This window comes from Microvirga sp. jy35 (genome assembly GCF_056148915.1).
In genome coordinates this window covers 25,826-49,729 of the sequence record NZ_JBWBEW010000007.1, presented here as the reverse complement: position 1 = coordinate 49,729, position 23,904 = coordinate 25,826, and the positions used below count along the sequence as shown (strand labels likewise).

General features: G+C 64.8%; 25 protein-coding genes and 1 pseudogene. 17 read left to right on the top strand and 9 right to left on the bottom strand.

Going from position 1 to position 23,904, the window contains the following annotated elements:
* The first annotated feature begins 39 nt into the window (after nt 1-39).
* Nucleotides 40-1,542, top strand: coding sequence for an MDR family MFS transporter (locus AC0QTX_RS07650; RefSeq protein ID WP_474603228.1), 1,503 nt, complete (start codon nt 40-42; stop codon nt 1,540-1,542).
* Here AC0QTX_RS07650 and AC0QTX_RS07645 read toward each other — a convergent pair whose 3' ends face one another.
* On the bottom strand, nt 1,543-1,755 hold the full coding sequence (locus tag AC0QTX_RS07645) for a hypothetical protein (RefSeq protein ID WP_474603227.1): 213 nt from the start codon (nt 1,753-1,755) through the stop codon (nt 1,543-1,545).
* A 394-nt stretch (nt 1,756-2,149) separates the two neighbouring features.
* Here AC0QTX_RS07645 and AC0QTX_RS07640 point away from each other — a divergent pair, with 394 nt between their 5' ends.
* Nucleotides 2,150-3,709, top strand: coding sequence for a helicase HerA domain-containing protein (locus AC0QTX_RS07640; protein ID WP_474603226.1), 1,560 nt, complete (start codon nt 2,150-2,152; stop codon nt 3,707-3,709).
* A 7-nt stretch (nt 3,710-3,716) separates the two neighbouring features.
* Here AC0QTX_RS07640 and AC0QTX_RS07635 read toward each other — a convergent pair whose 3' ends face one another.
* Nucleotides 3,717-4,448 carry a class I SAM-dependent methyltransferase gene (locus tag AC0QTX_RS07635; protein WP_474603225.1) on the bottom strand — a complete coding sequence of 244 codons (732 nt, stop codon included), beginning with the start codon at nt 4,446-4,448 and terminating at the stop codon, nt 3,717-3,719.
* Between the two features lie 254 nt (nt 4,449-4,702).
* On the opposite strand from AC0QTX_RS07635, the gene AC0QTX_RS07630 reads away from it, so the two are divergent.
* From AC0QTX_RS07630 to AC0QTX_RS07605, 6 genes are all read left to right on the top strand, one after another.
* On the top strand, nt 4,703-6,556 hold the full coding sequence (locus tag AC0QTX_RS07630; RefSeq protein ID WP_474603224.1) for an ABC transporter ATP-binding protein: 1,854 nt from the start codon (nt 4,703-4,705) through the stop codon (nt 6,554-6,556).
* A gap of 264 nt (nt 6,557-6,820) precedes the next feature.
* A complete protein-coding gene (locus AC0QTX_RS07625; protein WP_474603384.1) occupies nt 6,821-8,257 on the top strand; it encodes a M20 family metallopeptidase in 1,437 nt (478 codons plus the stop codon).
* 141 nt (nt 8,258-8,398) lie between these two features.
* On the top strand, nt 8,399-9,337 hold the full coding sequence (locus AC0QTX_RS07620) for a ring-cleaving dioxygenase (protein WP_474603223.1): 939 nt from the start codon (nt 8,399-8,401) through the stop codon (nt 9,335-9,337).
* Between the two features lie 275 nt (nt 9,338-9,612).
* A complete protein-coding gene (locus AC0QTX_RS07615; RefSeq protein WP_474603222.1) occupies nt 9,613-10,131 on the top strand; it encodes a putative pterin-binding protein in 519 nt (172 codons plus the stop codon).
* Nucleotides 10,132-10,161: 30 nt separating this feature from the next.
* Complete coding sequence (locus tag AC0QTX_RS07610) at nt 10,162-12,096, top strand: putative bifunctional diguanylate cyclase/phosphodiesterase (RefSeq protein ID WP_474603221.1); 1,935 nt, start codon at nt 10,162-10,164, stop codon at nt 12,094-12,096.
* A 115-nt stretch (nt 12,097-12,211) separates the two neighbouring features.
* Entirely contained in the window at nt 12,212-12,601 is a 390-nt protein-coding gene (locus tag AC0QTX_RS07605) for a 6-carboxytetrahydropterin synthase (RefSeq protein WP_474603220.1), read from the top strand.
* 71 nt (nt 12,602-12,672) lie between these two features.
* Here the strand turns inward: AC0QTX_RS07605 and AC0QTX_RS07600 are convergent, their stop codons facing one another.
* A complete protein-coding gene (locus AC0QTX_RS07600) occupies nt 12,673-13,491 on the bottom strand; it encodes a MipA/OmpV family protein (protein WP_474603219.1) in 819 nt (272 codons plus the stop codon).
* A gap of 178 nt (nt 13,492-13,669) precedes the next feature.
* On the opposite strand from AC0QTX_RS07600, the gene AC0QTX_RS07595 reads away from it, so the two are divergent.
* On the top strand, nt 13,670-13,876 hold the full coding sequence (locus AC0QTX_RS07595; RefSeq protein ID WP_474603218.1) for a hypothetical protein: 207 nt from the start codon (nt 13,670-13,672) through the stop codon (nt 13,874-13,876).
* Between the two features lie 10 nt (nt 13,877-13,886).
* On the opposite strand, the gene AC0QTX_RS07590 is transcribed toward AC0QTX_RS07595, so the two are convergent.
* A complete protein-coding gene (locus tag AC0QTX_RS07590; RefSeq protein WP_474603217.1) occupies nt 13,887-14,729 on the bottom strand; it encodes a Clp1/GlmU family protein in 843 nt (280 codons plus the stop codon).
* Entirely contained in the window at nt 14,722-15,408 is a 687-nt protein-coding gene (locus tag AC0QTX_RS07585; protein WP_474603216.1) for an alpha/beta hydrolase, read from the bottom strand. Before AC0QTX_RS07585 ends, AC0QTX_RS07590 begins: the two co-directional genes overlap by 8 nt.
* A gap of 141 nt (nt 15,409-15,549) precedes the next feature.
* Between AC0QTX_RS07585 and AC0QTX_RS07580 the strand changes: the two genes are divergently transcribed.
* Both AC0QTX_RS07580 and AC0QTX_RS07575 read left to right on the top strand, forming a co-directional pair.
* Nucleotides 15,550-15,804 (top strand): SemiSWEET transporter, encoded by a 255-nt coding sequence (locus tag AC0QTX_RS07580; RefSeq protein WP_474603215.1) that lies wholly within the window; start codon nt 15,550-15,552, stop codon nt 15,802-15,804.
* A 26-nt stretch (nt 15,805-15,830) separates the two neighbouring features.
* Nucleotides 15,831-16,496, top strand: a complete 666-nt coding sequence (locus AC0QTX_RS07575; protein WP_474603214.1) for an HAD family hydrolase — start codon at nt 15,831-15,833, stop codon at nt 16,494-16,496.
* Nucleotides 16,497-16,539: 43 nt separating this feature from the next.
* Here AC0QTX_RS07575 and AC0QTX_RS07570 read toward each other — a convergent pair whose 3' ends face one another.
* Entirely contained in the window at nt 16,540-17,088 is a 549-nt protein-coding gene (locus tag AC0QTX_RS07570; RefSeq protein WP_474603213.1) for a BON domain-containing protein, read from the bottom strand.
* 90 nt (nt 17,089-17,178) lie between these two features.
* Here AC0QTX_RS07570 and AC0QTX_RS07565 point away from each other — a divergent pair, with 90 nt between their 5' ends.
* Both AC0QTX_RS07565 and AC0QTX_RS07560 read left to right on the top strand, forming a co-directional pair.
* A complete protein-coding gene (locus tag AC0QTX_RS07565; protein ID WP_474603212.1) occupies nt 17,179-17,451 on the top strand; it encodes an HNH endonuclease in 273 nt (90 codons plus the stop codon).
* Nucleotides 17,452-17,525: 74 nt separating this feature from the next.
* Nucleotides 17,526-17,705: a hypothetical protein gene (locus AC0QTX_RS07560; protein WP_474603211.1), complete on the top strand. Its 180-nt coding sequence runs from the start codon at nt 17,526-17,528 to the stop codon at nt 17,703-17,705.
* Between the two features lie 4 nt (nt 17,706-17,709).
* Here the strand turns inward: AC0QTX_RS07560 and AC0QTX_RS07555 are convergent, their stop codons facing one another.
* A complete protein-coding gene (locus AC0QTX_RS07555; protein WP_474603210.1) occupies nt 17,710-18,798 on the bottom strand; it encodes a patatin-like phospholipase family protein in 1,089 nt (362 codons plus the stop codon).
* A gap of 143 nt (nt 18,799-18,941) precedes the next feature.
* Here AC0QTX_RS07555 and AC0QTX_RS07550 point away from each other — a divergent pair, with 143 nt between their 5' ends.
* Nucleotides 18,942-19,697, top strand: coding sequence for a dienelactone hydrolase family protein (locus AC0QTX_RS07550; protein WP_474603209.1), 756 nt, complete (start codon nt 18,942-18,944; stop codon nt 19,695-19,697).
* On the opposite strand, the gene AC0QTX_RS07545 is transcribed toward AC0QTX_RS07550, so the two are convergent.
* Entirely contained in the window at nt 19,694-20,395 is a 702-nt protein-coding gene (locus AC0QTX_RS07545; RefSeq protein ID WP_474603208.1) for a winged helix-turn-helix transcriptional regulator, read from the bottom strand. The genes AC0QTX_RS07550 and AC0QTX_RS07545 overlap by 4 nt on opposite strands.
* Before the next feature lie 62 nt (nt 20,396-20,457).
* Here AC0QTX_RS07545 and AC0QTX_RS07540 point away from each other — a divergent pair, with 62 nt between their 5' ends.
* The 3 genes and pseudogenes from AC0QTX_RS07540 (at nt 20,458) to AC0QTX_RS07530 (ending at nt 21,837) form a co-directional block, all read left to right on the top strand.
* Nucleotides 20,458-20,889: a VOC family protein gene (locus tag AC0QTX_RS07540; RefSeq protein ID WP_474603207.1), complete on the top strand. Its 432-nt coding sequence runs from the start codon at nt 20,458-20,460 to the stop codon at nt 20,887-20,889.
* Nucleotides 20,890-20,951: 62 nt separating this feature from the next.
* Nucleotides 20,952-21,373 (top strand): annotated as a pseudogene (locus AC0QTX_RS07535) (YciI family protein).
* Nucleotides 21,374-21,417: 44 nt separating this feature from the next.
* Nucleotides 21,418-21,837: a DoxX family protein gene (locus AC0QTX_RS07530; protein WP_474603206.1), complete on the top strand. Its 420-nt coding sequence runs from the start codon at nt 21,418-21,420 to the stop codon at nt 21,835-21,837.
* 10 nt (nt 21,838-21,847) lie between these two features.
* Here the strand turns inward: AC0QTX_RS07530 and AC0QTX_RS07525 are convergent, their stop codons facing one another.
* The gene (locus AC0QTX_RS07525) at nt 21,848-23,533 is read right to left on the bottom strand and encodes a sensor domain-containing diguanylate cyclase (protein ID WP_474603205.1); all 1,686 of its coding nucleotides are present in this window, start codon (nt 23,531-23,533) and stop codon (nt 21,848-21,850) included.
* Nucleotides 23,534-23,904 lie beyond the last annotated feature (371 nt).

Here is a 23,904-nt window from a genome sequence, read left to right as displayed (position 1 = left end):
CCGTCCCCTAGATGAGCCTGCCGGAACCCGATGGACACGATGGACCAATCTCCCCCTGCGCACCTGCACGGCTCTCACGGCAAGCCCCTGACCCAGGCCGAAATCCGCACCATCATCGTCGGCGTGCTGCTGGCCATGTTCCTGGCGGCCCTCGACCAGACCATCATCGCGACGGCGCTTCCGACCATCGGCCGCGAACTCGGCGACCTGGAACACCTGTCGTGGATCGTCACGGTCTATCTCCTGACCTCCACGGCGGTGACGCCGCTCTACGGCAAGCTCAGCGATTCCCATGGCCGGCGCACCATCATGCTTGTCGGCATCGTGGTGTTCATCATCGGCTCCATCGCCTGCGCGCTGGCGCCCAGCATGCTTGTCCTCATCCTGGCCCGTGGCCTGCAGGGCATCGGCGGCGGCGGGTTGATCGCGGTGGCCCAGACCATCATCGCCGACATCGTGCCGCCGAAGGAGAGGGGGCGCTACCAGGTCTATTTCGCCAGCGTCTTCATGACCTCGAGCCTGCTGGGGCCCGTGCTGGGCGGCTTCATGGCCGAGCATCTGCACTGGTCGGTGATCTTCTGGATCAACCTGCCGTTGGGCCTGGTCGCCTTCGCCATCGCGTTCCAGAGCCTGAAGAAATTGCCCCGGTTCGAGCGCCCGCACCGGCTGGACCTGCTCGGCGCAATCCTTCTGGTCTCGGCCACGGTCGCGTTGCTTCTGGCCCTGAGCTGGGGCGGGATCCGCTTCCCCTGGAGCTCGCTTCCGATCCTCGGGCTCTTCGCCGGCTCCCTGCTTCTCTGGAGCCTCTTCGCCCTGCGGATGCGCATGGCGCCCGAGCCCCTGATCCCCTCGGGAGTGCTGCACAATCCCGTGGTGCGCATGGGCGTGCTTGCGGCCTGCTTCGGCATGGGCACCTATATCGGCCTCACCATCTACCTGCCGGTCTATTTCGAGACCGTGCGCGGCCTCTCGGCGAGCCTGTCGGGTCTGGCCCTCATCCCCCTCATGGCCGGCACAGTCGTGGGCGCCACCCTCTCAGGGCGCACCATGGCGAAGGTCAGGCACTACAAGCGGCTGCCCACCGTGGGGCTTCTGGTGGCGATCGTCGCCACGGGGGTGCTCGTCCTCTATGGCGAGATCCTGTCGGTCACGTTGGTCGAAGTCCTGCTCGGCATCATCAGCATCGGACTGGGCACGCTGCTCCCCGTCACCATGGTGACGACCCAGAACGCGGTTGCCCCGCACCAGATGGGAACCGCCACGGGCACGGCCAACTTCTTCCGCTCGCTTGGCGGCGCCTTCATCGTGGCGATCTTCGGCGCCATCGTGCTCAGCGGCTCAGGCGTGACGGGGGCCGCCAGCTTCGAGGCCCTGGGCGAAGCTGCCGCCCGGAGCGGAGTCGATCTCTCCGACGTGTTCAGCTACGTGTTCCTGGCGGCCATGATCGGTTTCGGCCTGGCGCTCGCCTTCCTGCTCGCCCTGGAGGAGCGGCCCCTGCGCGGCGGGGCCGCAAAGGCCGCGGACGTTGCGATAGCCGATTGATCAGCCTCGATTCCGCGAGCGCATGTAGAGCAGCACGATGGCGAAGATGATGATCAGCCCCGAGATCATCATGCCGAGGATGCCGAATGCCCCTTCCGTCTCCGCTGCGCCGGGCGGTGTGGTCTGCGACCCCGGCGTCTCCGTGCCGGGTGCCGTGCTCTGGGCTCGGATCATCATGGCGTTATCGGCGATTCTGTAGGCGGGGATCGGCATCGTCCATCCTGAGCGGGAATGTGGCCGGGACTAATGATCCTTGGGCCCAAGTGTTTCCTTGGCATCGGGCCCAAAAGTGAACTTGCGCTTTCGGGATCCATCCGGTGCTTAATCCTTTAAGCTGCGCATCGTTCGGAGCGGCCCCCGGGTCCGCACGATGCGCTGATCCTGCGGCGTCGTGGCTGGGGATAGGGCATCTCGCCTGTGGAGAGCGCCCAATGGCCCGGCACTTCCTTAAGCCTTGCCGTGTTAGGACCGTGGCGGATTTCGCGCATCGTGCGGAAAAGTGGGAAACCGGTTTTCCGCACGATGCGCTGCTTGATGGATTGAGCATCGGACCCAAAAGTGCCTTCCACTTTTGGGTCCGATGCTCTGGATCATACGAGGGAGGCTGATGAAGGCTGGCATCGACATGGGACAGGTCTCTTCGGGAGTGGCGTCCTCCGCCCCGGGAGGACAATCGGCCTTGCTCGATCTCGAAGAGCTCCTGGCGACGCGTCTGCTCGTCCAGGGCAATTCCGGCTCCGGCAAGTCGCATCTCCTGCGCCGCCTTCTCGAGCAGAGCGCCAACCTCGTCCAGCAGGCCATCATCGACCCCGAGGGCGATTTCGTCACGCTCGCCGACAAGTTCGGCCATGTGGTGGTGGACGCCTCCCGGTCCGAGGGCGACCTGCAGCGCATCGCCGCCCGCGTGCGCCAGCACCGGGTCTCGGTGGTCTTGAGCCTCGAAGGGCTCGACACCGAGGCGCAGATGCGCTGCGCCGCGGCCTTCCTGGGCGGCCTCTTCGATGCGGAGCGCGATTACTGGTACCCGATGCTGGTGGTGGTCGACGAGGCGCAGCTTTTTGCCCCCGCCGCCGCCGGCGAGGTGTCGGACGAGGCGAGAAAAGTCTCCCTCGGGGCCATGACCAACCTCATGTGCCGAGGCCGCAAGCGCGGGCTTGCCGGCATCATTGCCACCCAGCGCCTCGCCAAGCTCGCCAAGAACGTGGCGGCGGAAGCCTCCAACTTCCTCATGGGCCGCACCTTCCTCGACATCGACATGGCCCGCGCCGCCGACCTTTTGGGCATGGAGCGCCGCCAGGCCGAGATGTTCCGCGACCTCGAGCGCGGGCATTTCGTGGCGCTGGGGCCGGCCCTGTCGCGCCGCCCGCTGCCGATCCGCATCGGCGCGGTCGAAACCTCGACCCGCACCGGCACCTTCACGCTCATGCCGCTGCCAGAGCAGCCGAAGGAGGATGCCCGCGACCTCATCTTCAAGGCGGGCGAGGACGAGGTGGCGGCCCGCCCGGTCCTGCCGCGCCGCGCACCCCCGCCGCCGCCGGCGCCCTCCACCAACGACCTGCTGGCCCAACTCGCCCGCACCCGCCCTGCCGCAGCACCCGAGCCGCAGGCGGAGGAGACCGAGCAGTCCAAGGCGGAGCGCGAGGCTGCCCTCGACGCGATCCTGCGCGAGATCCTCGACGACCGGGAGGCCGCCTTCCGCTCCGTGGCCGTTCTCTACCAGGACTTTCTCGTGCGCTGCCGCATCCGCCGCGTCGCCGGCGAGCCGTTGAACCTCAACGCCTTCCGCCGCCGCCTCGCGGTGGCCCGCGCCGGTGTCGACATGGCGACCGCCGAGGGTACGGAATGGGACCGCGCCGTAACGTTCGCGGCCGATCTCACGGAGGACATCCAAGGCATCTACCTGCTCATCGCCCGCGCGGCCATGGAGGGCTCGCCCTGCCCGCCGGACGGCGAGATCGCCCGCGCCTGCGGCAGCCGCTCGCCCGGCCGGGCGCGTCGCCTCATCGCCTATATGGAAAGCCGCAACATCGTGGTGACCCGCAACGACCCGCGGGGGCTTCGCATCATCGCGCTCCCCGATCTCGGCTGGGAAACCGGCCCCGGCGACCCGAACGCCTTCGAGGAGCCGCAGGGACCCGAGACGCGGGATCTGTTTGCGGTGGGGTAAGGTCTAGCTAGGGCAGGCGCTGGAGCACGAGAACTGCTCCCGCCGCTCGACGCACGGCTTGCCGGATAAGTCTGTCCGCGCCGGGCATTTCGTACAGGGCAGAGCCGTGCTTCAGCAGCGGGTGGCGCTTGATTCGGTAGCGCGCCCATGCGGGCTCATCCTCAGCAAGCAGTCGGAAGTTCTTGCTGAAGGCGGAGACGTACTCACCGACGGACCGGTGGAAGACCTCCTCACGGAGGATCGTCTCTGCCCTGCCGAGCCACTCATCGTCAGATGCATGTCCGGGCGTGCCGAAGCCGATCCGGCGAAGAGCCTTCACCAACATGCGCTGCCGGTTCGATCCGACAGGAAGCCGATGAACCCAGGGCATCTTCAGGTGATCCTCCCACAAAACTTCGGATGTCGGCATGAGCGCCAGCAGGATCCCACCCGGACGTATGACACGAGCAATCTCGTCACAGACATCGTCCAACTCGGACACATGCTCGAAGACTTGATTGGAAGCCACGACTTCGAAGAAGCCATCCTCAAAGGGCATCGGCTTGTCAGGATCAATGGGAATGGCACGGGAGCCGATCCTCCCAGCGGCAATCTCCAGATTTGCAGAGCTATCACCCACACCCAGGAAGGTATCCACTCCATAGGCATCGTATCCATGGTCGACGGCGGAGCCGCCAGATCGGCAGTACCACAGCCGAAGTCGAGAAACCTGCTCGGCGGGGAAGATAGCGACTTGCAAGATCGATGATGAAAGAGTGGTTCAGCGACATACGTTTATTGGCTCTCAAGGCACCCCGAATTGATGAGCGCCGCCCGTTTCAGGGAGCCCTTCTCATATGAGCAGGGGGCAGGTGAGGCAACCATGCCGTCAGGAGACCCTGACCTATCGGAATAGGTCTTCACTTCCCCGCGACTGCCACCCTCAAGCCAAAGAGTGTTGCATTATTCAGGCCGCTGGCCCGTTGATTCGGGTTCAAACCAATGCAGGCCCTGATGTTCCGCTTTTTCGAGACCCGCATCGATTTCAGGAAGAAGCCGCCGGAGGCGTCGCCGCCGGATACGCTCTGGGGGTTCTACTGGCACTTCATCGCCCAGGCGAAGGGCCTGTTTGCGGCCCTGTTCGCGCTCGGCTTCGTGCTCGCCGTCGTCGAGGCGCTGGTCCCCTGGCTCATCGGCCGCCTGGTGAACGCCCTCTCGACCACCTCGCCGGAAGGCATTTTTTCCGAGGCCGGGCCGCTGCTGATCACCATGGGGGCGATCATCCTGCTGGTGCGGCCCGTGGGCACGATCCTGTTCCGGCTGCTGGTCAACCACTCGCTCGCCGTCTCTTTCACCACCATGGTGCATTGGCAGAACTACTGGCACGTGGTGCGCCAGCCCCTGGGCTTCTTCCAGGAGGATTTCGCGGGCCGCATCGCCAACCGGGTGCTGCAGACCGGGCGACCCTTGCGCGAGACGGTCCTGTCGGTCGCGCGTGCCGTCTGGCAGATCCTGATCTTCGGGGCGGCTTCCATCGGGTTGATGGCAACGCAGGACTGGCGGCTTGCCATGCCCATGGCCGGCTGGTTCGTCCTCTATGCCGCGCTCCTCGGCTTTTCCGTGCCGCGCATCCAGAAGCGCTCGCGCCTCTCCAGCGAGGCGCGCTCGGCCGTCACGGGAAAAGTGGTGGACAGCTTCACCAACATCATGACGGTCAAGCTGTTCGGGCGCCGCAAGGACGAGGACGAATACATCAGCGAGGGCTACAGCTGGCTCAACGACGCCTTCATGAGCCAGCAGCGCATCAACACGCTCTACGTGGCGGGCCTCACCTTCCTGAATGCGATCTTTCTCGTCGCCACCGGCGCGGTGGCCGTGTGGCTGTTCAGCGAAAACCGGGTCGATGCCGGCACCATGACCACGGCGCTGCTGCTCTCCACGCAGATCGTCTCCATGTCCGGCTGGGTCGCCTTCGAGGTCATGGGCATCTTCGAGAACCTGGGCACGGTGCAGGAGGGCATGAAGACCATCTCGCGCCCGCTCACCATGCAGGACAAGCCGACCGCCAGGCCCCTGAACGTTCCGCGCGGAGAGATCCGCTTCGAGGATGTGAGCTTCTCCTACGGCGAGGGCGACACGGTGATCGACCGACTGAATCTCACCCTGCGGCCCGGCGAGAAGATCGGGCTCGTGGGCCGCTCAGGCGTCGGCAAGACCACGCTGGTCAACCTGCTCCTGCGCTTCTTCGAGCCGCAAGAGGGCCGCATCCTGATCGACGGGCAGGACATCGCCGACGCGCAGGAGGAGAGCCTGCGCGCGCAGATCTCCGTGGTGACGCAGGACACGTCCCTGCTGCATCGCTCCATCCGGGAAAACATCCTCTACGGCCGGCCGGATGCAAGCGAGGAGGCGATGCGCGAGGCCGCGCGCCAGGCTCACGCCACCGACTTCATCGAGCGCCTCGTGGACGGCCGCGGCCGGCGCGGCTTCGATGCCCATGTGGGCGAGCGCGGCGTCAAGCTTTCAGGCGGCCAGCGCCAGCGCATTGCGATCGCCCGGGTGATCCTGAAGGACGCGCCGATCCTGGTCCTGGACGAGGCCACCTCGGCGCTCGATTCCGAGGTCGAGGCGGCAATCCAGGAATCGCTTGCGACGCTGATGGAAGGCAAGACCGTGATCGCCATCGCGCACCGCCTCTCGACCCTGCAGCTCATGGACCGCCTCATCGTCATGGACGAGGCTCGCATCGTCGAGGAGGGCACCCACGAGGAGCTTCTGGAAAACGGCGGCCTCTATGCCGGCCTCTGGTCGCGCCAGTCCGGCGGGTTCCTGGCGCCGCGCAGGGAGAACAGGGGCGAGAAGGTGTGAACGGCGTGTTCCGATACTTTCCCCTCTCCCTTGCGGGGAGGGGCAGGGGTGGGGGTGGTGCGACTGGGTGAGTAATTAGACGAGTTAGGCGCCGTAGTGCCGTGGCGCTTGCTCACGAAGCAAGCACTCTGACTTTGCGACCCCCACCCTTCATCCCTCCCCGCAAGGGGGAGGGAAACACAGCCTTCAACCTCTCCCTTTCTCATCGACGCAATCATGGATTATGGTCGCGCCAATCCCACCACCCTGAGATTTCATCGCACCATGCACAACGACCGTTTGAGCCTCGATGTCATTGCCCGCCATGTGGATGCCAAGGCCGAGAATTACTGCGCTTTGAGCGACCGCATCTGGGCCATGCCGGAACTCGCCTTCGAGGAGCACCGCTCGGTGGCGGAGCAGATCACTATCCTGGAGCGCGAGGGCTTCCGCATCACGCCGAATGTCGGCGGCATGGCCACCGCCTTCGTGGCCGAATGGGGCTCGGGCGGTCCGGTCGTCGGCATCCTCGGCGAGTTCGATGCCCTGCCGGATCTGGCGCAGGTCTCCGGCCTCGCCGAGCACAAGCCGACCGTGAGGGGCGCGCCGGGCCATGGCTGCGGCCACAACCTGCTGGGCGCAGGGTCTGCCCTGGCGGCCGTCGCCCTCAGAGACGCGCTCGAGGCCGAAGGCATCGCCGGCACCGTGCGCTATTACGGCTGTCCGGCGGAGGAGAGCGGGTCAGGCAAAACCTTCATGGCGCGGGCCGGGCTGTTCGACGATCTCGATGCGGCCTTCTGCTGGCATCCGAACGTGATCAACGAGGTCTCGACCACCTCGTCGCTCGCCTGCATCCAGGCTTACTTCCGCTTCCGGGGCCGCGCGGCGCATGCGGCCGCCTCGCCGCATGTGGGCCGTTCGGCCCTCGATGCGGTGGAGCTCATGAATGTGGGCGTGAACTACATGCGCGAGCACATGCCTTCCGACGCGAGGGTGCATTACGCGATCACCAATACCGGCGGCGATGCGCCCAACGTGGTGCAGGCTTACGCGGAATCGCTCTACCTCGTGCGCTCGCCGCACCTGCCCGATGCGGAGCGGCTGTTCGAGCGCGTGAAGAAGATCGCGGAAGGCGCGGCGCTGATGACGGAGACCTCCGTGTCCGTGCAGATCACGGACGCCACTTCGAATGTCGTGCCCAACAAGGCGCTGCAGGAGGCCATGTACGAGAACATGCGCCGTCTTGGCCCGCCTGCTTTCGATGAGGCCGATCTCGCCTTCGCCGAGACGCTCCAGAAATCAGCTCTGACGGAGGAGGAGATCCTCGCGAGCGTGAAGCCGCACGACCTCTCCCTGAAGACCAAGGTGCTGCACGACGGCGTCCTCTCCATGCCGACGCGCGAAGAGGTGATGATGGGCACCACCGACGTGGGCGACGTGAGCTGGATCGTGCCGACCGTGCAGTGCCACACCGCATGCTTTGCCATCGGCACGCCGTTCCACACCTGGCAGCTCGTCACCCAAGGCAACCTGCCCGCTGCGCACAAGGGCATGGTGCTGGCCGCCAAAGCCATGGCGGCCACCGCCGCCGATGTCTTGCGCAATCCCGACCTCGTCGCCCGCGCCAAGGCGGAGCTGAAGGAGCGCACCGGCGGCCGCGTTTATCGCTGCCCGATTCCGGACGACGTTACGCCAGACGATCTGCGCGCGAAGGCGGCCTGAGTTTCAGAAGCGTTCAATCCTGCAAACGCTCCGGCTCCGAGCTAGAGCGTTCTTGCATTTGAGCAAAGTCAACTTGGCTATCGAGGACTCGCCCTAGCGGGAATGCCGGCTTATTTACGCCTCTCAGGAATGGAGAGCGCCATGAAGCTGACCGGAATTCATCATCTCACCGCCGTCACGGCGGATGCGCGCGGCAATCATGCCTTCTACACCCAGACCCTGGGCATGCGCCTCGTAAAGAAGACGGTGAACCAGGACGACGTGAGCGCCTATCACCTGTTCTATGCGGATGCGAAAGCATCCCCGGGTACGGACATCACCTTCTTCGATTGGCCGGTGGAGCGCGAGCGGCGCGGCACCCACAGCATTGCGCAGACGGCCCTGCGCGTGAACGGCGAGAAGGCTCTCGCATGGTGGAAGGACCGCTTCGACAGCCTCCATGTGCGCAGCGACGAGATCATCGAGCGTGACGGCCGCCTCTCCCTCGATTTCGAGGATTTCGAAGGCCAGCGCCTGAGCCTCGTCGACGATGGGGGCCAGGGCGAGGCTCACCCGTGGGAGCGCAGCCCCGTGCCGGCCGAGCACCAGATCCGCGGCCTGGGCCCGATCCGGATCAGCGTGCCGAAGCTGGAGCGCACGGCCCGCGTCCTCACCGAGGCCATGGATATGCGGGCGGTCCGGGAGTATCGCGTCGGCGACACGCCGGTTCATGTGTTCGAGATGGGCGAGGGCGGTGCTGCCGCGGAACTGCATGTGGCGGTCGAGCCGGGGCTTGCGCCGGCCCGTTCGGGCGCGGGCGGCGTGCACCACGTGGCCTTCCGCACACCAGACGAGCAAACCTATCAGGAATGCTGGGAGCGCCTGCAATCCTTAAGGGCGCCGTCGAGCGGCCCCGTCGACCGCTATTACTTCCGGAGCCTCTATTTCCGCGAGCCGAACGGCATTCTGTTCGAGATCGCCACCGACGGCCCGGGCTTCGCCACCGACGAGCCCATGGACAAGCTCGGCGAGCGCCTCGCCCTCCCACCCTTCCTTGAGCCCCGCCGGGCGCAGATCGAAGCGGGGCTCAAGCCTCTCTAGGATCTCGATTTCGCGCCGCTCCCTATCCTGCGCCGCCCTGGTTCTTGCCAGGGCGGCGCTTTTGGTTTCCAAGGGAACGCCAAGGCTCTCGTGGCTTTCGGCTCCCAGCGCTCTGCCTGCAATAACGCTCAATGCCCCTGCTGCCGGGAAATCACATCTCGTCAACTGTAATAATATTGTTTTCCGGCTTTTGCTTCTCGTACGGAGTTATGTAAGAGTTTGCTCAATTATCTTATGTTTTGTAGCTTCTATTACTTTTTCCGTAGGGGATCCTCATGTCCGTCTCCAAGATGAGAACGAGCTTGCTCGGGGCATTCGTCGCGCTCATTGCGATCATGGGAGCGGCCTATGCCGCGTCACTGGCGGTCCCGGTCGAAAGGCCGATCCTGACGATTTCCGGAAAGATCAGCGCCACCAACAAGGACAGCACGGCGCAGTTCGACCGACCGATGCTCGAAGCACTCGGCATGGTGAAGGTGGAGACGACGACGCCCTGGCACGAAGGCAGGAACATCTTCGAGGGTGTGCCTCTCGACAAGCTGATGGGGCATGTCGGTGCGACAGGACAGCGCGTCGTCGTGGTGGCACTGAACGACTACACCACCGACATCCCGATCGAAGATTTTCGCAAGTTCAACGTGATCCTCGCCCTCAAGCGAAACGGCGAGTACATGTCCGTGCGCGACAAGGGCCCCCTGTTCATCATCTATCCCTATGACAGCAATCCCGATCTGAAGAGCCAGACCTACTATGCCCGGTCAGCCTGGCAGGTCGCCCGGATCGACGTGAGATAGCAAGGGTAGGCAGGGTCCGGAGGCCGCCCATTGTCGCTGCGCACATTCAAAACGGTCATCGCCCTCGTGATCGGCGGCTTCCTGATCGCCGCCGTCTACATCTCCGTGCTGGTGGTTCAGCGACAGGGCGCGCTGCGCCAGATCTCCGTCTACAACCCGGCCTGGGAGGCGGGGCAGGCCACATCCGAGTTCATGAGGCTCGAACAGCGTCTGGCCGAGTTCGGCAGTGCCGACGGGAGGTTCGACAAGGATGAGGTGCGGCTGCGCTACGAGATCCTGCTTGGAAGAGCGCAGATCCTGAACGAAGGAAGCTTCAAGGACCTTCTGCAGATCAATCCGGAGCATGGTGAGACCCTTCTCCAGCTTCAGGAAAGGCTTGCGGCGGTGCAGCCGCTGATCGAGCAGATCGACCAGCGTCCGGAGGCGGCACGGCAGGCTCTCGAGATCCTAAGTCCACTGGAGGGGCCGCTTGCACAGCTTGCCTCGGCCTCGCACAATCATGGCGCCGCGCTCGTCCAGAAAGATCAGCAGGAGCTTATCCGCCTGCACTGGGCCTTCTCCGGGATCGCCGCGAGCCTGATCCTGGTCGGCGTCATCTTGATCCTCCTTCTCAACCGGCACAACCGGCTGCTCGGGCATGCCCATGAGGAGCTGCATGTCCTTGCCCACCAGGATGCGCTCACAGGGCTGCCGAACCGGGTGGTGCTGCGCAATCAACTGGAACAGGCGCTGGCGAGCAAGAGGTCGAACGGGCGCACGATCGCCGTGTCCTACCTGGATCTCGACCACTTCAAGGACGTCAACGATTCCTTCGGGCATGAAACAGGCGACGAACTGCTCAAGGCCGTGGCTGAACGGCTCCGGAATTGCATCCCTGTGGTTGAAGGTCAGGTGCGGAACCTGATCTCGCGCTTCGGGGGCGATGAATTCGCCATCCTGCAGACGGGCATCCGCAAGGCGGACGAGAGTGCGGCTCTCGCGTCGCAGATCGTGGAGGCTCTGCGCGAGCCGTTCAGCGTCAACGGGCAGGAGATCTTCATCGGCACGAGCATCGGCATCGCCTTGGCTCAAGGTCCGGTGACCTCGAGCCAGATCCTGAAGCACGCCGATATGGCCCTCTATCATGCCAAGGCCGACGGCCGGGGCACGTTCCGCTTCTTCGAGCCGGACATGGATGCACAGCTGCAGGCCCGCCGGGCGCTGGAGGTGGATCTTCGCAAGGCCATGGGAGCCGGCGAGTTCGAGCTCTTCTACCAGCCTCAGATCAACATCGAGGTCAATGAGATCGGCGGCTATGAGGCTCTCCTGCGCTGGCGCCATCCCGAGCGCGGCCTCGTCTCGCCGGCGGAGTTCATCCCCGTCATGGAGGATACCGGCCTCATCTCGCCGCTGGGAGATTGGATCATCGATCAGGCCTGCAAGGATGCCGCCACGTGGCCGCGCAATATCCATGTGGCAGTCAATCTCTCGCCGGTTCAGTTTCGCAGCAGAGGCCTCGTGCAGAGCGTCAGCCGGGCCCTGGCCGCGTCCGGACTGGCTCCGGAACGGCTGGAGCTGGAGATCACCGAGTCGGTGCTGCTCCAGGACACGGAGATGACCGTATCCATGCTCCATCAGTTGCGTCGGCTCGGCGTGCGCATTGCCATGGACGATTTCGGCACTGGATACTCATCCCTGAGCTATCTGCGAAGCTTTCCGTTCGACAAGATCAAGATCGACCAGTCCTTCGTTCGTGAAATGTCGCAGCGGGCCGATTGTCTGGCGATCGTGCAGTCCGTCGCCAATCTTGGCGCAAGCCTCGGCATGCCGACCGTGGCGGAAGGCATCGAGACGGAGGATCAGCTGCGCCAGGTTCAGTCCGCCGGATGCACGGACGCCCAGGGCTACTATTTCGGGCGGCCCAGCCCCGCACGGGATCTGGTGCATACGCTGGCTGCCTTGAGACAGAATGCAAGAGTCGCCTGAGGCGCGGCGCCTGTTGGTGCGTCGGGCGTTCCATGATAGGCAAAATTTCGTCGCACTGTGCCGGCAGATCCCCTATTCAAGGGCATCACCATCCACCATCGCTGGAGCAAGTTGAATGAAGACCTATTGCGAGTTCACATTCGAAGCCGCTCACTCGGTGGCTCCCTATTCCGGGCTTCACGGGCACACCTTCATCGTCAAGCTCACCTTCGGCGGACCCGTCGACGACGTCTATGGCTGGCCGGTCAATCTCTACGATGTCGAGAACTACATCAAAGAGATCAAGGGCGAGCACGGGTCCGGCCTCGATCACGGCAATCTCGACCTGAATTCCGAGATCGGCATCGCCTCCCTCGAGAACGTCACCAAATATATCTGGAAGCTTGTGAAGGAGCGGTTCCCGGGGCTCGAGGAAGTCGAGCTCAAGCGCGGCATGGCCGGATCCTCGGAAGGCTGCATCTACCGCGGCGACGCAGCCGCAGCCCAAGGGAGCCTCGCGGCCTGACGGGGCCGTCAATCGGATGCAGAAAAGCCGCCCACCGGGCGGCTTTGTCATTCCACGGCAGTTCCAGCCAGTTACGGCGCGTAGCCGAACGAATAGGACACGGTCAGGCCTAAGCCGACCTGGTGCTCTGACCCGAAGCGCTGCACGATCGGGCTGTCGGCGGCGTCGCCCACGAGATGCTTGTAGGTGACGAAGGCGGTGGTCGACCATTGCGGCGACCAGTCGTAGCTGACGGCGCCAGTCGCACCGACCGAGGTGATGCCGCCGGAGGGGCGGTAGGCCGTCACCTGGCCGTTGAGCGCCGCCTCTTCGGGCGTCACGCCGAAATAGGTGCGGGTGAATTCGCCGTCGCCGAGGGACAGTCTCGGCCCGAGGGACAAGGTGACGGCGCCGAAGCGCTGCACCGCATCGAGACCGAAATCGGCCACGAAGCCCTCATGCCCACCAAAGCCGCGCCTGACCTCGGCGCGGGCGCGCAGGAACTCGAGGGGCCAGTATTCCACGAACACGCCGGGCTCCACCGCCCAGTCGACCTTGTCGAGGCCGACAAGCTCCCGATTGTCCTGCAGGTAGCGCCCGCCCACGAAGCGGCCGACGACGCCGACGCGGAAGACGGACTCGTCCAGGAACGAGAAGCTCAGGCCATCGTCGGGCGCGCTGAAGCGCTCGACCGTTCCCGCACGGCGGAAGCTCAGGGACGGATAGCCGATGAAGCTGAAATCGTCCGAACCGGGATAGGACGGCCCTGCCCGCAGATTGCCCTTCACGGTGACGATCCAGCCCGAGGCGCTCTGGATGGGTTCAGGCGAGAACAGAGGGTCCGCTGCCTGGGCCAGGGTCGAGCCGGTGACGAGGAAGGCGAGAAGGGCGAGGGATCGGGCTGTGCGCATGATTCTTCCGGCTCGTTGTTCCACCCAGCCGTCGTGGCCCCAAACGGACGTAAGGTCAAGCCGAGGGCTCGTCCTATGGTTTCGCAAGTCTGACCGGCCGTGCAGGTTTCGAGCGGCCCTGCAGGAGAACCTTCCTGCACCTGAGCGGTTGTCAGGGACAGGATGAAGGGAGGACGCCTTGTCCCCACACCGCGCCAGCAGCCGTCCGCAGCCGGACGAGTTCTATCCCAAGCCGCCGCCGACGGAGCCCGTGCCCGTCATGCCGATCCCGCCGGAGACACCTGGACCGTCTGGTCCGTCAAGCCTGCCATCGTCCATGCCGGAGCAGCCGCCGGAGCCGGACAGGCCGGTCGTTCACCCCACGCCACAGCCCGAGGTGCCGTAAGCAGACGGGCTCAAGCGTCCCGGGGCCGCGTCGGAACGGATCGTTCGGCGAAATTTTCGTCGAGGCACATCAGGCCCGGAACAAGCCTGTCGATGGAACCTGCACCAGCCGGCGACAGCACCTCGAGCATCTCGCCCCCGACACCCCTCAGCACGCCCATGCCGATGTCGGTGCCGTCCCGGTCAGAGATTCCCACCAGAAGATCGGCCGGGAGAGGAGCATTCGCGCCTGTTTCCCGGACCATGCCGCGTTCGAGACGAAGGATCGTGGCTCCGGCGAAATAGCGTCGAAAAGCCTGCCGCCGGACGGCACGGCGCTCTCCATCGGTCTTGCGCCGGGCCTCCGGTGAGGATGGCAGGCGAAGAACCGGCAGAGACGGTTTCCCGCCGGCGATCGTCGCAAGGGCCGGATCCGCCCCGAGGGCCACCAGCAGGTCCGGCTGCAGTTGATCGATCTTCGCCGCCTTGAGGCGCAGGCCCGGCCCCGACAGAAGCCCGCCGGTATTGACGACCAGCAGATCCGCATCGTTTCCCTGCGCCAGACGGTGTGCGCCCTCAACGAGACGCCGCCAGCCGAGAACGGGATTGGTCGTTCCGACGAAAGCCAATGACAGGCCCTGCGCATCGCTCATCGTCACGCAGGCCGGCGGCCCGATCATCGTCTGGCCGACATCGCAATCGAGCAGGGCGGTGCTTCGGCCGGACCGGGTCGAGAACTCCGCAAGGAAGTGGCAGAACGTGCTCTTGCCCGCGTTCCGCGCGCCGAGCACGAGAACCCGACGGACAGCATGACGGCACACATGCTCCGCCGCTGCCGCCCATTCGGGCGGGATGTCCAGGGCGGTCTCAGCCAAGGAAGCGGGCCACCCCGCGCTCGACCATATCGGGCGGAACCACATGCCCGCCGTCGAACTCATGGTAGTCCACGTCATAGCCCGCCCGCCGAAGCGCGGGAACGATCCTGCGGCTGCAGGGATCGATGGGCAGCACCTCGTCGCGAATGCCGTGGGAGATGAAGATCCGGGGCGTGTCGGCTGTCGTCGTCGGCACCAGGAAGCCCGGCGAAAAGGCCAGGATGTGGTCGAACAAATCCCCGTTGATGACGCCGAGCGACAGGGCATAGGAGGCACCATCCGAAAAGCCGGACACCCCGATGCGGGCAGGGTCGACAGGATGGAGCTGGAAGACCTTCGTCAGCGCCCGGTCGATGAACGCAACATCGGGGCCGTAGCCGCCCCTGATCACATCCCATGTAGGGCCGCGCGATTCGGGTGCGAGCACGATGATCCCATGCCGCTCCGCCTCCTCAGCCACAAGATCGAGGATATGGGTTGCGATGCCGCCGGCGCCATGAAGCGCCACGATCAGCGGAGCGGGCTTCGCCGGGTCGAGACCGCCCGGCACCAGGAAGGCGCCGTCACGCTTGCCGTCCAGGCCCAAGGGATGGCGGCCGGGTGCTGCCGCGGGAGGCGCCGCAATCTGCTCAGGACGCGACCCGAGCCTGCCCGATATGTGGTCTGTGCTGCCGGTCATGAACATCGCACCTCGCTTCGGGACGCGCCAACGCCGGAGCGGGCTCCGCTGTTCCTCCAACACACCAGACAGGACGTAATGGCGCAGGAACATCGCTGCAGCCCTGACGTTAGAGGCCTCTCAACGCAAGGGTGCCTCTCCATGTCCCTCATGGACTATATCGGCTACGCAGCCGCGATCTGCACCACCTCGGCCTATATCCCGCAGGTGGTCAGGGTCTGGCGTACGCGCTCGACGAAAGACATCTCGCTCAAGATGTTCCTGGTGCTGATCACCGGCCTTGCTCTCTGGCTGGCCTACGGCTTCTTCAAAGGCGAGGTTCCCATCATTGCCGCCAACGGCATTACCCTCATGCTTGCAGGCACGATCCTGTTCTTCAAACTCAGGCATGGATGAAGCCAACGGATCGGAGCTGACGTTATATGATCAAAGCAGTTATTTTCGATGTCGATGGCACCCTCATCGATACGGTCGACCTTCATGCCGAGGCATGGATCGAGGCGCTCAAGCATTTCGGCTACGAGATCGCCTTTCAGGATCTGCGCTCGCAGATCGGCAAGGGCGGCGACCAGATCCTGCATGGGCTTCTTCCGCCCGAGGTGATCGAGGCACAGGGCGACGAGATCAAGGATTTCCGCTCCGATCTCTTCAAGCGCGACTACCTGCACAGGGTGCGCCCCTTTTCCAACGTCCGGGCTCTCTTCGAGCGCGTCCGCGCGGCAGGGCAGAAATCCGTACTGGCCTCGTCCGGCACGGCCGACGAGGTCGAGCAGTACAAGGAAATCGCAGGCATCGCCGACCTCATCGACTCGGCCACATCGTCGGACGATGCGGAGCGTTCAAAGCCATTCCCCGATATCTTCGAGGCCGCGCTCGCGAAGCTTGCTCCAATGAAGTCGGACGAGGCCGTGGTGGTCGGCGACACGCCCTATGATGCGGAGGCGGCCCGCAAGGCGCGGATGAAGTCCATCGGCGTGCTGTCAGGAGGCTTTTCGGAGCAGGCCCTGAAGGATGCCGGCTGCATCGCGGTCTATCGCGACGTCGAGGATCTGCTGCACCAATACGAGACTTCGCCGCTTGCGTCGTGACGCGCGAAAGGCAGCCCTGTCATAGACAGGGCTGCCTCTGGGTTCAGACGCCCTGCACGCGAAGATTGTTCTGAACGTGCGACACGCCCGAGGCGAGTTCCGCCAGATCCTCGGCGCGGCGCTTGAGCCCGCGGCTCATGACGGTGCCGTTGAGGGTGATCTCGCCGTCCTGCACGAGAACTTCGATGTTCGAAGCATCGATCAACGGATCCTCCGTCAGGCGCTCGCACACGTCCTCATGGATGCGCTCGTCGGACCGCCGGTACCCCTTGGGGCCGCGGCCGCGAAACTGGCCTGATGCAGGACGATCGTCGTCCCGGCCGGCGCGAACATCGGGATCGTTCGGATCGCGGGTGCCGAAGGCTCCAAAGCCGGACCTGGGACGGCTGTAGCCGGGGTCGAAACCTGCGTCGTCGCGCGGACCGCCCCGCCCGTCGTCGTTGACGCCTCCGGAGAATTCGTTGGCATCGCTGCCGTAGCCGCCGGGATATTCCCGACCCTCGCCGCGGAAACCCACGGCGCCCTGGGGCATGTCACCGTAGCCGTTGTCGTCGTCGAAGGGGTTCCGGTTCCTGCGGCGGGTGTCTACCATGGCGTATGCTCCTGTGATTGCAGGAGCAACCACTCGGCTTTCCTGTGGTTCCACACGACATCCGCAACGCAGGAGGAGCACTCCAGCCCCATGAAAGCCGTGCAGCGCATCAAGCTCTTCGAGGATGTCTATGCCCGTGACGAGGGGCGCTGCGTCTATTGCGGGATCCCGGCGCGCCGTCCCGGTCCAGGCGTGAGGCGCGCCCCTGATCTCGCCACCCTGGATCACGTGTTTCCGAGATCCCACGGCGGTCCGCTCACCCGCGACAATCTCGTGCTGGCCTGCTCCGCCTGCAACAACGAGCGCGGCACCATGGAGGCGGAAGCGTTCCGGGCCCTCAAGGCGGGCCGGAGCGACCCTTGAGTTCCCGAGCGTGGAACAGGGCCGTCCGCCCCGACGTTCGACAGCCTGATGGTGTCATTCGAACGGAGGCAGCGATGAACATTGAGGATCAAGTGCGCGAGGCCATCGTGGCGGAACTGAAGCGCCAGTCGGATGCCGGCGAGCGGGGCTTGCGCGTCAGGACGGATGAGGCCGAGACGATCACCATCGAGGGTCAGGTCAATCTCGACGAACTCACCATGGCGGTGGTGGGATCGCTCGCCGGCGGGCCTTGAAGGCTCAGGCGCGGGCCGCTGCAGCGCCGGTTTCCGCCGAAGCCGCCTCCTGCTCCGGACTCAGGGCAAGGTAGCGCAGGCGGTGCCTGTCTGTAGGAGCGCTATCCAGGAGCGCGAGGCTCTTCACCATGTCGCGCTGCCCGGCGGCCCAGCGGTCGCGAATCGAGGATGGCGAATAGTCGAAGGTTTTTCCGGCCCGCTCATCGCTTCCCGCATAATAGGCCAGGTGAAGCAGCGTGGCCTGGGGGCCATCCGGATCCAGCTGTTCACGCAGGGCATACTCACGCTCGAGACCTTTCAGAGTCCGACGCGTGGGACTCGCAAAGATCAGATCGTTCGCCCGTTCCGCGGCCGAATCGAGCGAGGCCGGACGCGCGGCTTGAAGGCTGAACAATTCGACCGCGATGCAGGTGAAGTCCTCCTGCGGCGGCTCTGCGAAGGGCACGTCGAGGGGCAGGTTGTTGGTATAGCCCGGATCGCAGAGCAGACGCCCATCGATCTCGACCGGCGGGAAGATCGGCGTGATGGCGGAGCTCGCCAGAAAGTGCTCTGGTGCCAGCCTGTCGCGGGTATTGTCGAAAAGTACATCCTTGCCGGTTTCGAGATCGACGCAACCGACAGTGAGGCGAATGTCGGCCCGGTTCAGCCGGTCGAAGTCAACGAGCCGTTCGAGTGTCTGCTGAAGAGGTCTGTGGTCATAGAGCGCCACGTCGCGCGGCATCCAGGGCAGCATCGACAGCATGCCCGGGAAACGGTGTCCGTACAGGCCGGGCCGGCCGAACAGGAGAGCGGTGACCGTGTGCAGCTCGTTATAGGCATGGCGAATCTTCGTGCCGCGTCCGAGCAGGCCCGGCGTGCTGATCATCGCCTCGTCCCAGAACGCCTTGAGGCGCTCCAGGCGATCCTCCGGGGCGTTTCCGGCGATGATGGCTCCGGTCACTGCGCCGATGGAGCCGCCGACGATCCATTGCGGCTCGATCCGGCGCTGCTGCAGGTGTTCGTAGGCGCCCGCGAGATAGGAGCCCAGCGCGTTGCCGCCGCCGAGCACGAGAACGAGCGGCTGTTGCAGACCGGGCTTTGACGAAGAGGACATCCTGAATGCCTTGCTGAATGCCTTGGAAAGGGAGCCTGCCGGCGCTGCCGGATTTGAAATAGCGCTCCCATGCGGTCATAGGAGAGGCAGGGAACGCACCCAGTCGGCAGCGGTTCCGCGACAGGCATGATGGGAGATGGGACATGGCCAAGCAGGATATCGACAAGCAGGATATCGCGATCAGGACCCGGGACGGAACCGCCAAGGCCGGCCTGTTCCGGCCGAGCCGCCGGCCTGCATCCGAAGCGCCTGGCGTGATCCTCTACATGGATGCCTTTGGGCCTCGCCCCGCGCTCGACGCCATGGCCGAGCGCCTGGCGGATCAAGGCTATGTGGTCCTGCTGCCCGATCTCTTCTACCGCTACGGCGATTATGGCCCCTTCGACGCCAAGACGGCCTTCACGGAAGAGCCCACCCGCACCAGGTTGCGCGGCATGATCGGAGCGACGAGCCAGGACATGACCCGGTGCGACGGCGCGGCCTTTCTGGAGGCGATGACGCAAGGCGGCGCCAAGGGCCGGATCGGCACCGTCGGCTACTGCATGGGCGGCAGCCGCGCCATCAACGCTGCGGCGGCCTATCCGGACCGCATCGCCGCTGCGGCGAGCTTCCATGGCGGGCGTCTCGCAAACGATGATCCCGACAGTCCGCACCTCAACGTGGCGACAATCAAAGGCCGGGTCTATGTGGGCAGCGCCGGCGTCGACGACAGCTTCCCGCCCGAGCAGTCGGCGCGCCTGGCGGAGGCCCTGCGCCGGGCCGAGGTCGACCACCTGATCGAGAACTATGTCGGCATGGCTCATGGCTGGGCCGTTCCAGACAACAGGGTCTATGACGAGCGCGGTGCCGAGCGGCACTGGAAGCGCCTGCTCACCTTCTTCGATGAGACGCTGCGCTAGGCTGGCTTCGACGCCTTCGGCGGCAGGGGGAACAGGCCGGTGAAGCGCCAGGCGAGGGCGCGGTCGCCCTCGACCTGAAGGGCGCCTGTCTTCTCCAGGGCTTCCAGCGGCTGCCCGCCGTAGATCGCACCCGCCAGAACCGGCGGCGTGCCCGTAAATATCAGGTCGGCGCCGTCGAGAGCGCTGCGGGTGATCTCGATCCGGCCATCCGCCAGATGGGCGAGGAACGTCTCCTCACCGAGGCGAAAGCCCACCCGCGCCTCGAGGCCTTTCGCCTGCCCGGAATCGAGCATCGTTCTCAACGACAGCAGGAAGGATGCGGTGCTGAACGGCAGAGTCGGATCGTGCAGGGGCGAGCGCGCCGCCCAGCGGCCGAGCGCCTGAAAGATCGGCTCGCTCTCGTAGCCCCATTCCGTCAGTTCATAGACCTGAGTGGCCGCAGGCGGCGGCAGCTTGCGCCGCACGAGGACGCCGGCCGCCTCCAGTCCTTCGAGGCGCTGGGTGAGCACATTGGCGCTGATCCCCGGCAGGCTCCCGCGCAAGTCGCTGAAGCGCTTGGGACCCATCATGAGCTCGCGCATCACCAGAAGCGCCCAGCGCTCGCCGACGAGGTCGAGGGCATGCGCGGCCGCGCAGGCGTCCTCGTAGTGGCGTTTGGAGCGGGCCTCAGGCTTTTCAGTTATCTTTTCTAACTTCATAGTTGCAATTTATAACTTTCTATGGAATCAATGTCAAATCATAAGCCGAAAGGGGAACGTCCATGTCCAAGCTGATCTTCGTCAACCTGCCCGTCAGCGACCTGCCCAAGTCCATCGCCTTCTACGAGGCCTTGGGTGCGGTGAAGAACGAACAGTTCACCGACCACACCGCCGCCTGCATGGTCTTCTCCGAAACCATCCACGTGATGCTCTTGACCCATGACAAGTTCAGCCAGTTCACGCCGAAGAAAATTGCGAATGCGCGCGAGACCACGGAGGTGCTGATCTGCATCTCGGCCGAGAGCCGCGAGGCCGTCGACAGCATGATCGTCCGGGCAGATGGAGCCGGCGGCACGATCGATATCGGCCCGAAGCAGGATTACGGCTTCATGTACGGCCGCAGCTTCGAGGACCCGGACGGCCACATCTGGGAGGTGATGTGGATGGACGTGGAAGCCGCTAAGGAAACCATGGGCGAGATGGCGTCGGCGTAATAGCGACCAAGGCAAAAGCCGGCAGGCCAATGGGACCTGCGTGGAATACAGGAGAGAAGACGATGCGCGTGATGGTTCTGGTGAAGGCGACGAAGGACAGCGAGGCGGGCATCATGCCCTCGACCGAACTCCTCGAGGCCATGGGAAAATTCAACGAGGAACTGATCAATGCCGGCGTCATGCTGGCCGGCGATGGGCTGAAGCCTTCGTCTCAAGGCAAGCGCGTGGCCTTCGACGGCCCGAACCGCACTGTCATCGACGGGCCCTTCTCCAGGCCGGTGAGTTGGTTGCCGGCTACTGGCTCTGGCAGGTCAAGGACATGGCCGAGGCGGTCGAGTGGGTGAGGCGCTGCCCTAATCCCATGCTCGGCCCGAGCGAGATCGAAATCCGCCCGCTCTATGAAATGGCGGACTTTGGCGAGGTCATGACGCCCGAGGTTTCCGAACTGCTCGATCGGACGGGCGAAAAGCTGGCCAGCCGCTGAAATCCTGCCGGCTGCTGCCGGGTAAAGGGGAAGGGAAGGAACCGATGAGCACCATGCCACACGCAGCAACGGCAGAGGCCGCTCCCACGAGCAGCGGACTTGTCTGGACCGGACGTGCCTTGAGCGGCCTCGTCGTTCTCTTCCTCCTGTTCGACGGCGCCATCAAGCTGGTGCCGCTTCAGGTGGTGATCGATACGGTGATCCCGCTGGGCTGGCCGGCGGATCCCGTGACCTGGCGCGCCCTCGGCACCGTGCTCATCGCTTCCACCCTTCTCTACGCCCATCCGCGCACCGCGCTCCTGGGAGGCATCCTGATCACCGCTTATCTCGGCGGCGCGGTGGCCACCCATGTGCGGGTCGGCAATCCGCTGTTCAGCCACACCCTGTTCGGCGTCTATGTGGGCATCGCCCTGTGGGCCGGGCTCTGGTTGCGCGATCCGCGTATACGGGCGCTGCTGCGCTAGCATTGTTGCTTCAGGCGACAGCCGTGGCGAGCTGGATCTGCAGCCCATCGATGACCACGCGGTTGCGGCCCGCCACCTTGGCCCGGTAGAGGGCCGAATCCGCTCTCTCGATAACCTCCTGAACATCCTCGTCGCTGCGGCAGGCCATGGCGCCTCCGACGCTGACCGTCACCGAGATGCGATGGTCCTGATGCTCGATGGTGAGAGCCTCGACGGCCCGGCGCAGGTTCTGGGCGACGGTGAGGATCCCGCCCGTATCCACCTCATGCACGAGCACGACGAATTCCTCGCCGCCGAACCGGGCCACCTTGTCGGAGGTGCGCAGGGCCTTGGACAAGGCCGCCCCCACCGACCGGATCACCGCATCTCCGGCGGCATGGCCATAGGTATCGTTGACGGTCTTGAAGTAATCGATGTCGAGGATCAGCACGGCAACAGGGCGCTCATAGCGCCTGTAGAGATTGAACGCATCGTCGGCGAGAAGGCTGAAGCCCCGACGGTTGAGCAGCCCGGACAAGGCATCTGTTTCCGCCAGATGGCGGAGGGTGGATACGTCCTTTGCATGCTGGGACGAGGTCGCGATCACCTGCTGCTCAGCAGCGCCGGCTCTTCGCAGGAGAGAGCGCAGGGCCGAGGAGAGCTGCACGATTTCCAGCGATCCGGTCACGCGCGGCAGCTGGGTGGTGGCCGGGTCGCGGCCGATCCGGTTGGCCGCTTCGATGATGGTCTGCAGGGGGCGGACCACGCCCTTTGCGATGAAAAGGGCGCAGACCAGCCCGATGGCGGCTATGGCGCAGCCCAGCCCCATGATCATCCAGACGATGCCCCGTGTCGCGGCAAACGCGATGCTGTCCGGCTGGCGGGAGATGACGATCCAGCCGAGACCCGGATAGTCCCTGTAGCCCTCCGCGACGGCAAAGCCCGTGAGCATGGGCTCCGGATCCGCTGCATCCTCGAATGCGCCGGTCTTCGCCTGGCGCATGGACAGCACCTGCTCCTCCGAGAAGGGCCTGCTGCCGATCTGCGGGCCGAGAAGCATGGTTCCGTCGGCGGACAGGATCCAGATCGATCTCCCGCCCGCATGGATCTGGCTGCCGAGGATGGACCCGCGTGTTTCGTCGGCCCATGTCCAGCTCAGGTGGACCCCGATCACCCCGATGACGCGACCGGCATCGTCGCGAACCGGAGCGGCCACATCGACGAAACGGAAAGGCTCGCTGGTGGGTGTGGGACCCAGCAGCTTGGCCAGCAGCTTCGCCTCGTGCACATCGCCGACGGCGGGCCCTTTCAGCCCATCCTGAAACCAGGGGCGTGCCTGCACGGACTGGCCTTCCAGCATGCCCTGCGTCGCGGCCCGCACCGTTCCGTCGGGCGCGGCATATCCGATCCAGGCATAATCCGGGTAGGAGGCCTGGATCCGCTCGAGGGTCTGGCGGATGCCCGCGGGATCTCCGGTCCAGATGGCCTTGAGAGCCGGCATGGCCGCGAGATTGCGAGCCTCCCGGTAACGCTCGAACATGCCGCGGTCGAGAACACTCGCAATGACGGCAGCCTGCTGCGCCTCATGGGTCATGATGATCCCGCGCACACGGGTCTGCGCGATATAGGCGGCTCCGGCCGCAACGATGCAGACGAGCCCGAAGCACAGGATGCCGACGAGCAGGGTCACCTGCTGCCGGAGCGATCGGTGGCGCATGGCCAACATCGCGGCTGTCCGCCGAAGATGGATCATGGGCGTCGAGCCTTAACCTGTCCTGCCTGTTCCACGGCATCTTTCCGACAAGTCGGTTAAGGGTTTCCTTCCGCAACGGCACTCGCGTTGAAGATAAATGTGAAATCTGCCCCAAGGCGCTCGGCCAAGAACGAAAAAGGCGGAGCAGTCGAAAGCTGCTCCGCCTTTCCTGGAGGGTGATGGGTGTCTGGATAAAAGCGATTGTTCTTTTATCCACTACTCTAAGAGAAATGTAGTTTGAAAGCGGTTATAACGGACGGAAAAAGCGATTAGTGCGGCGATATCCCAAACGTAAAAGCAAAAATCACTGCCTTTCCTAGGCGGGTAGGTAGACC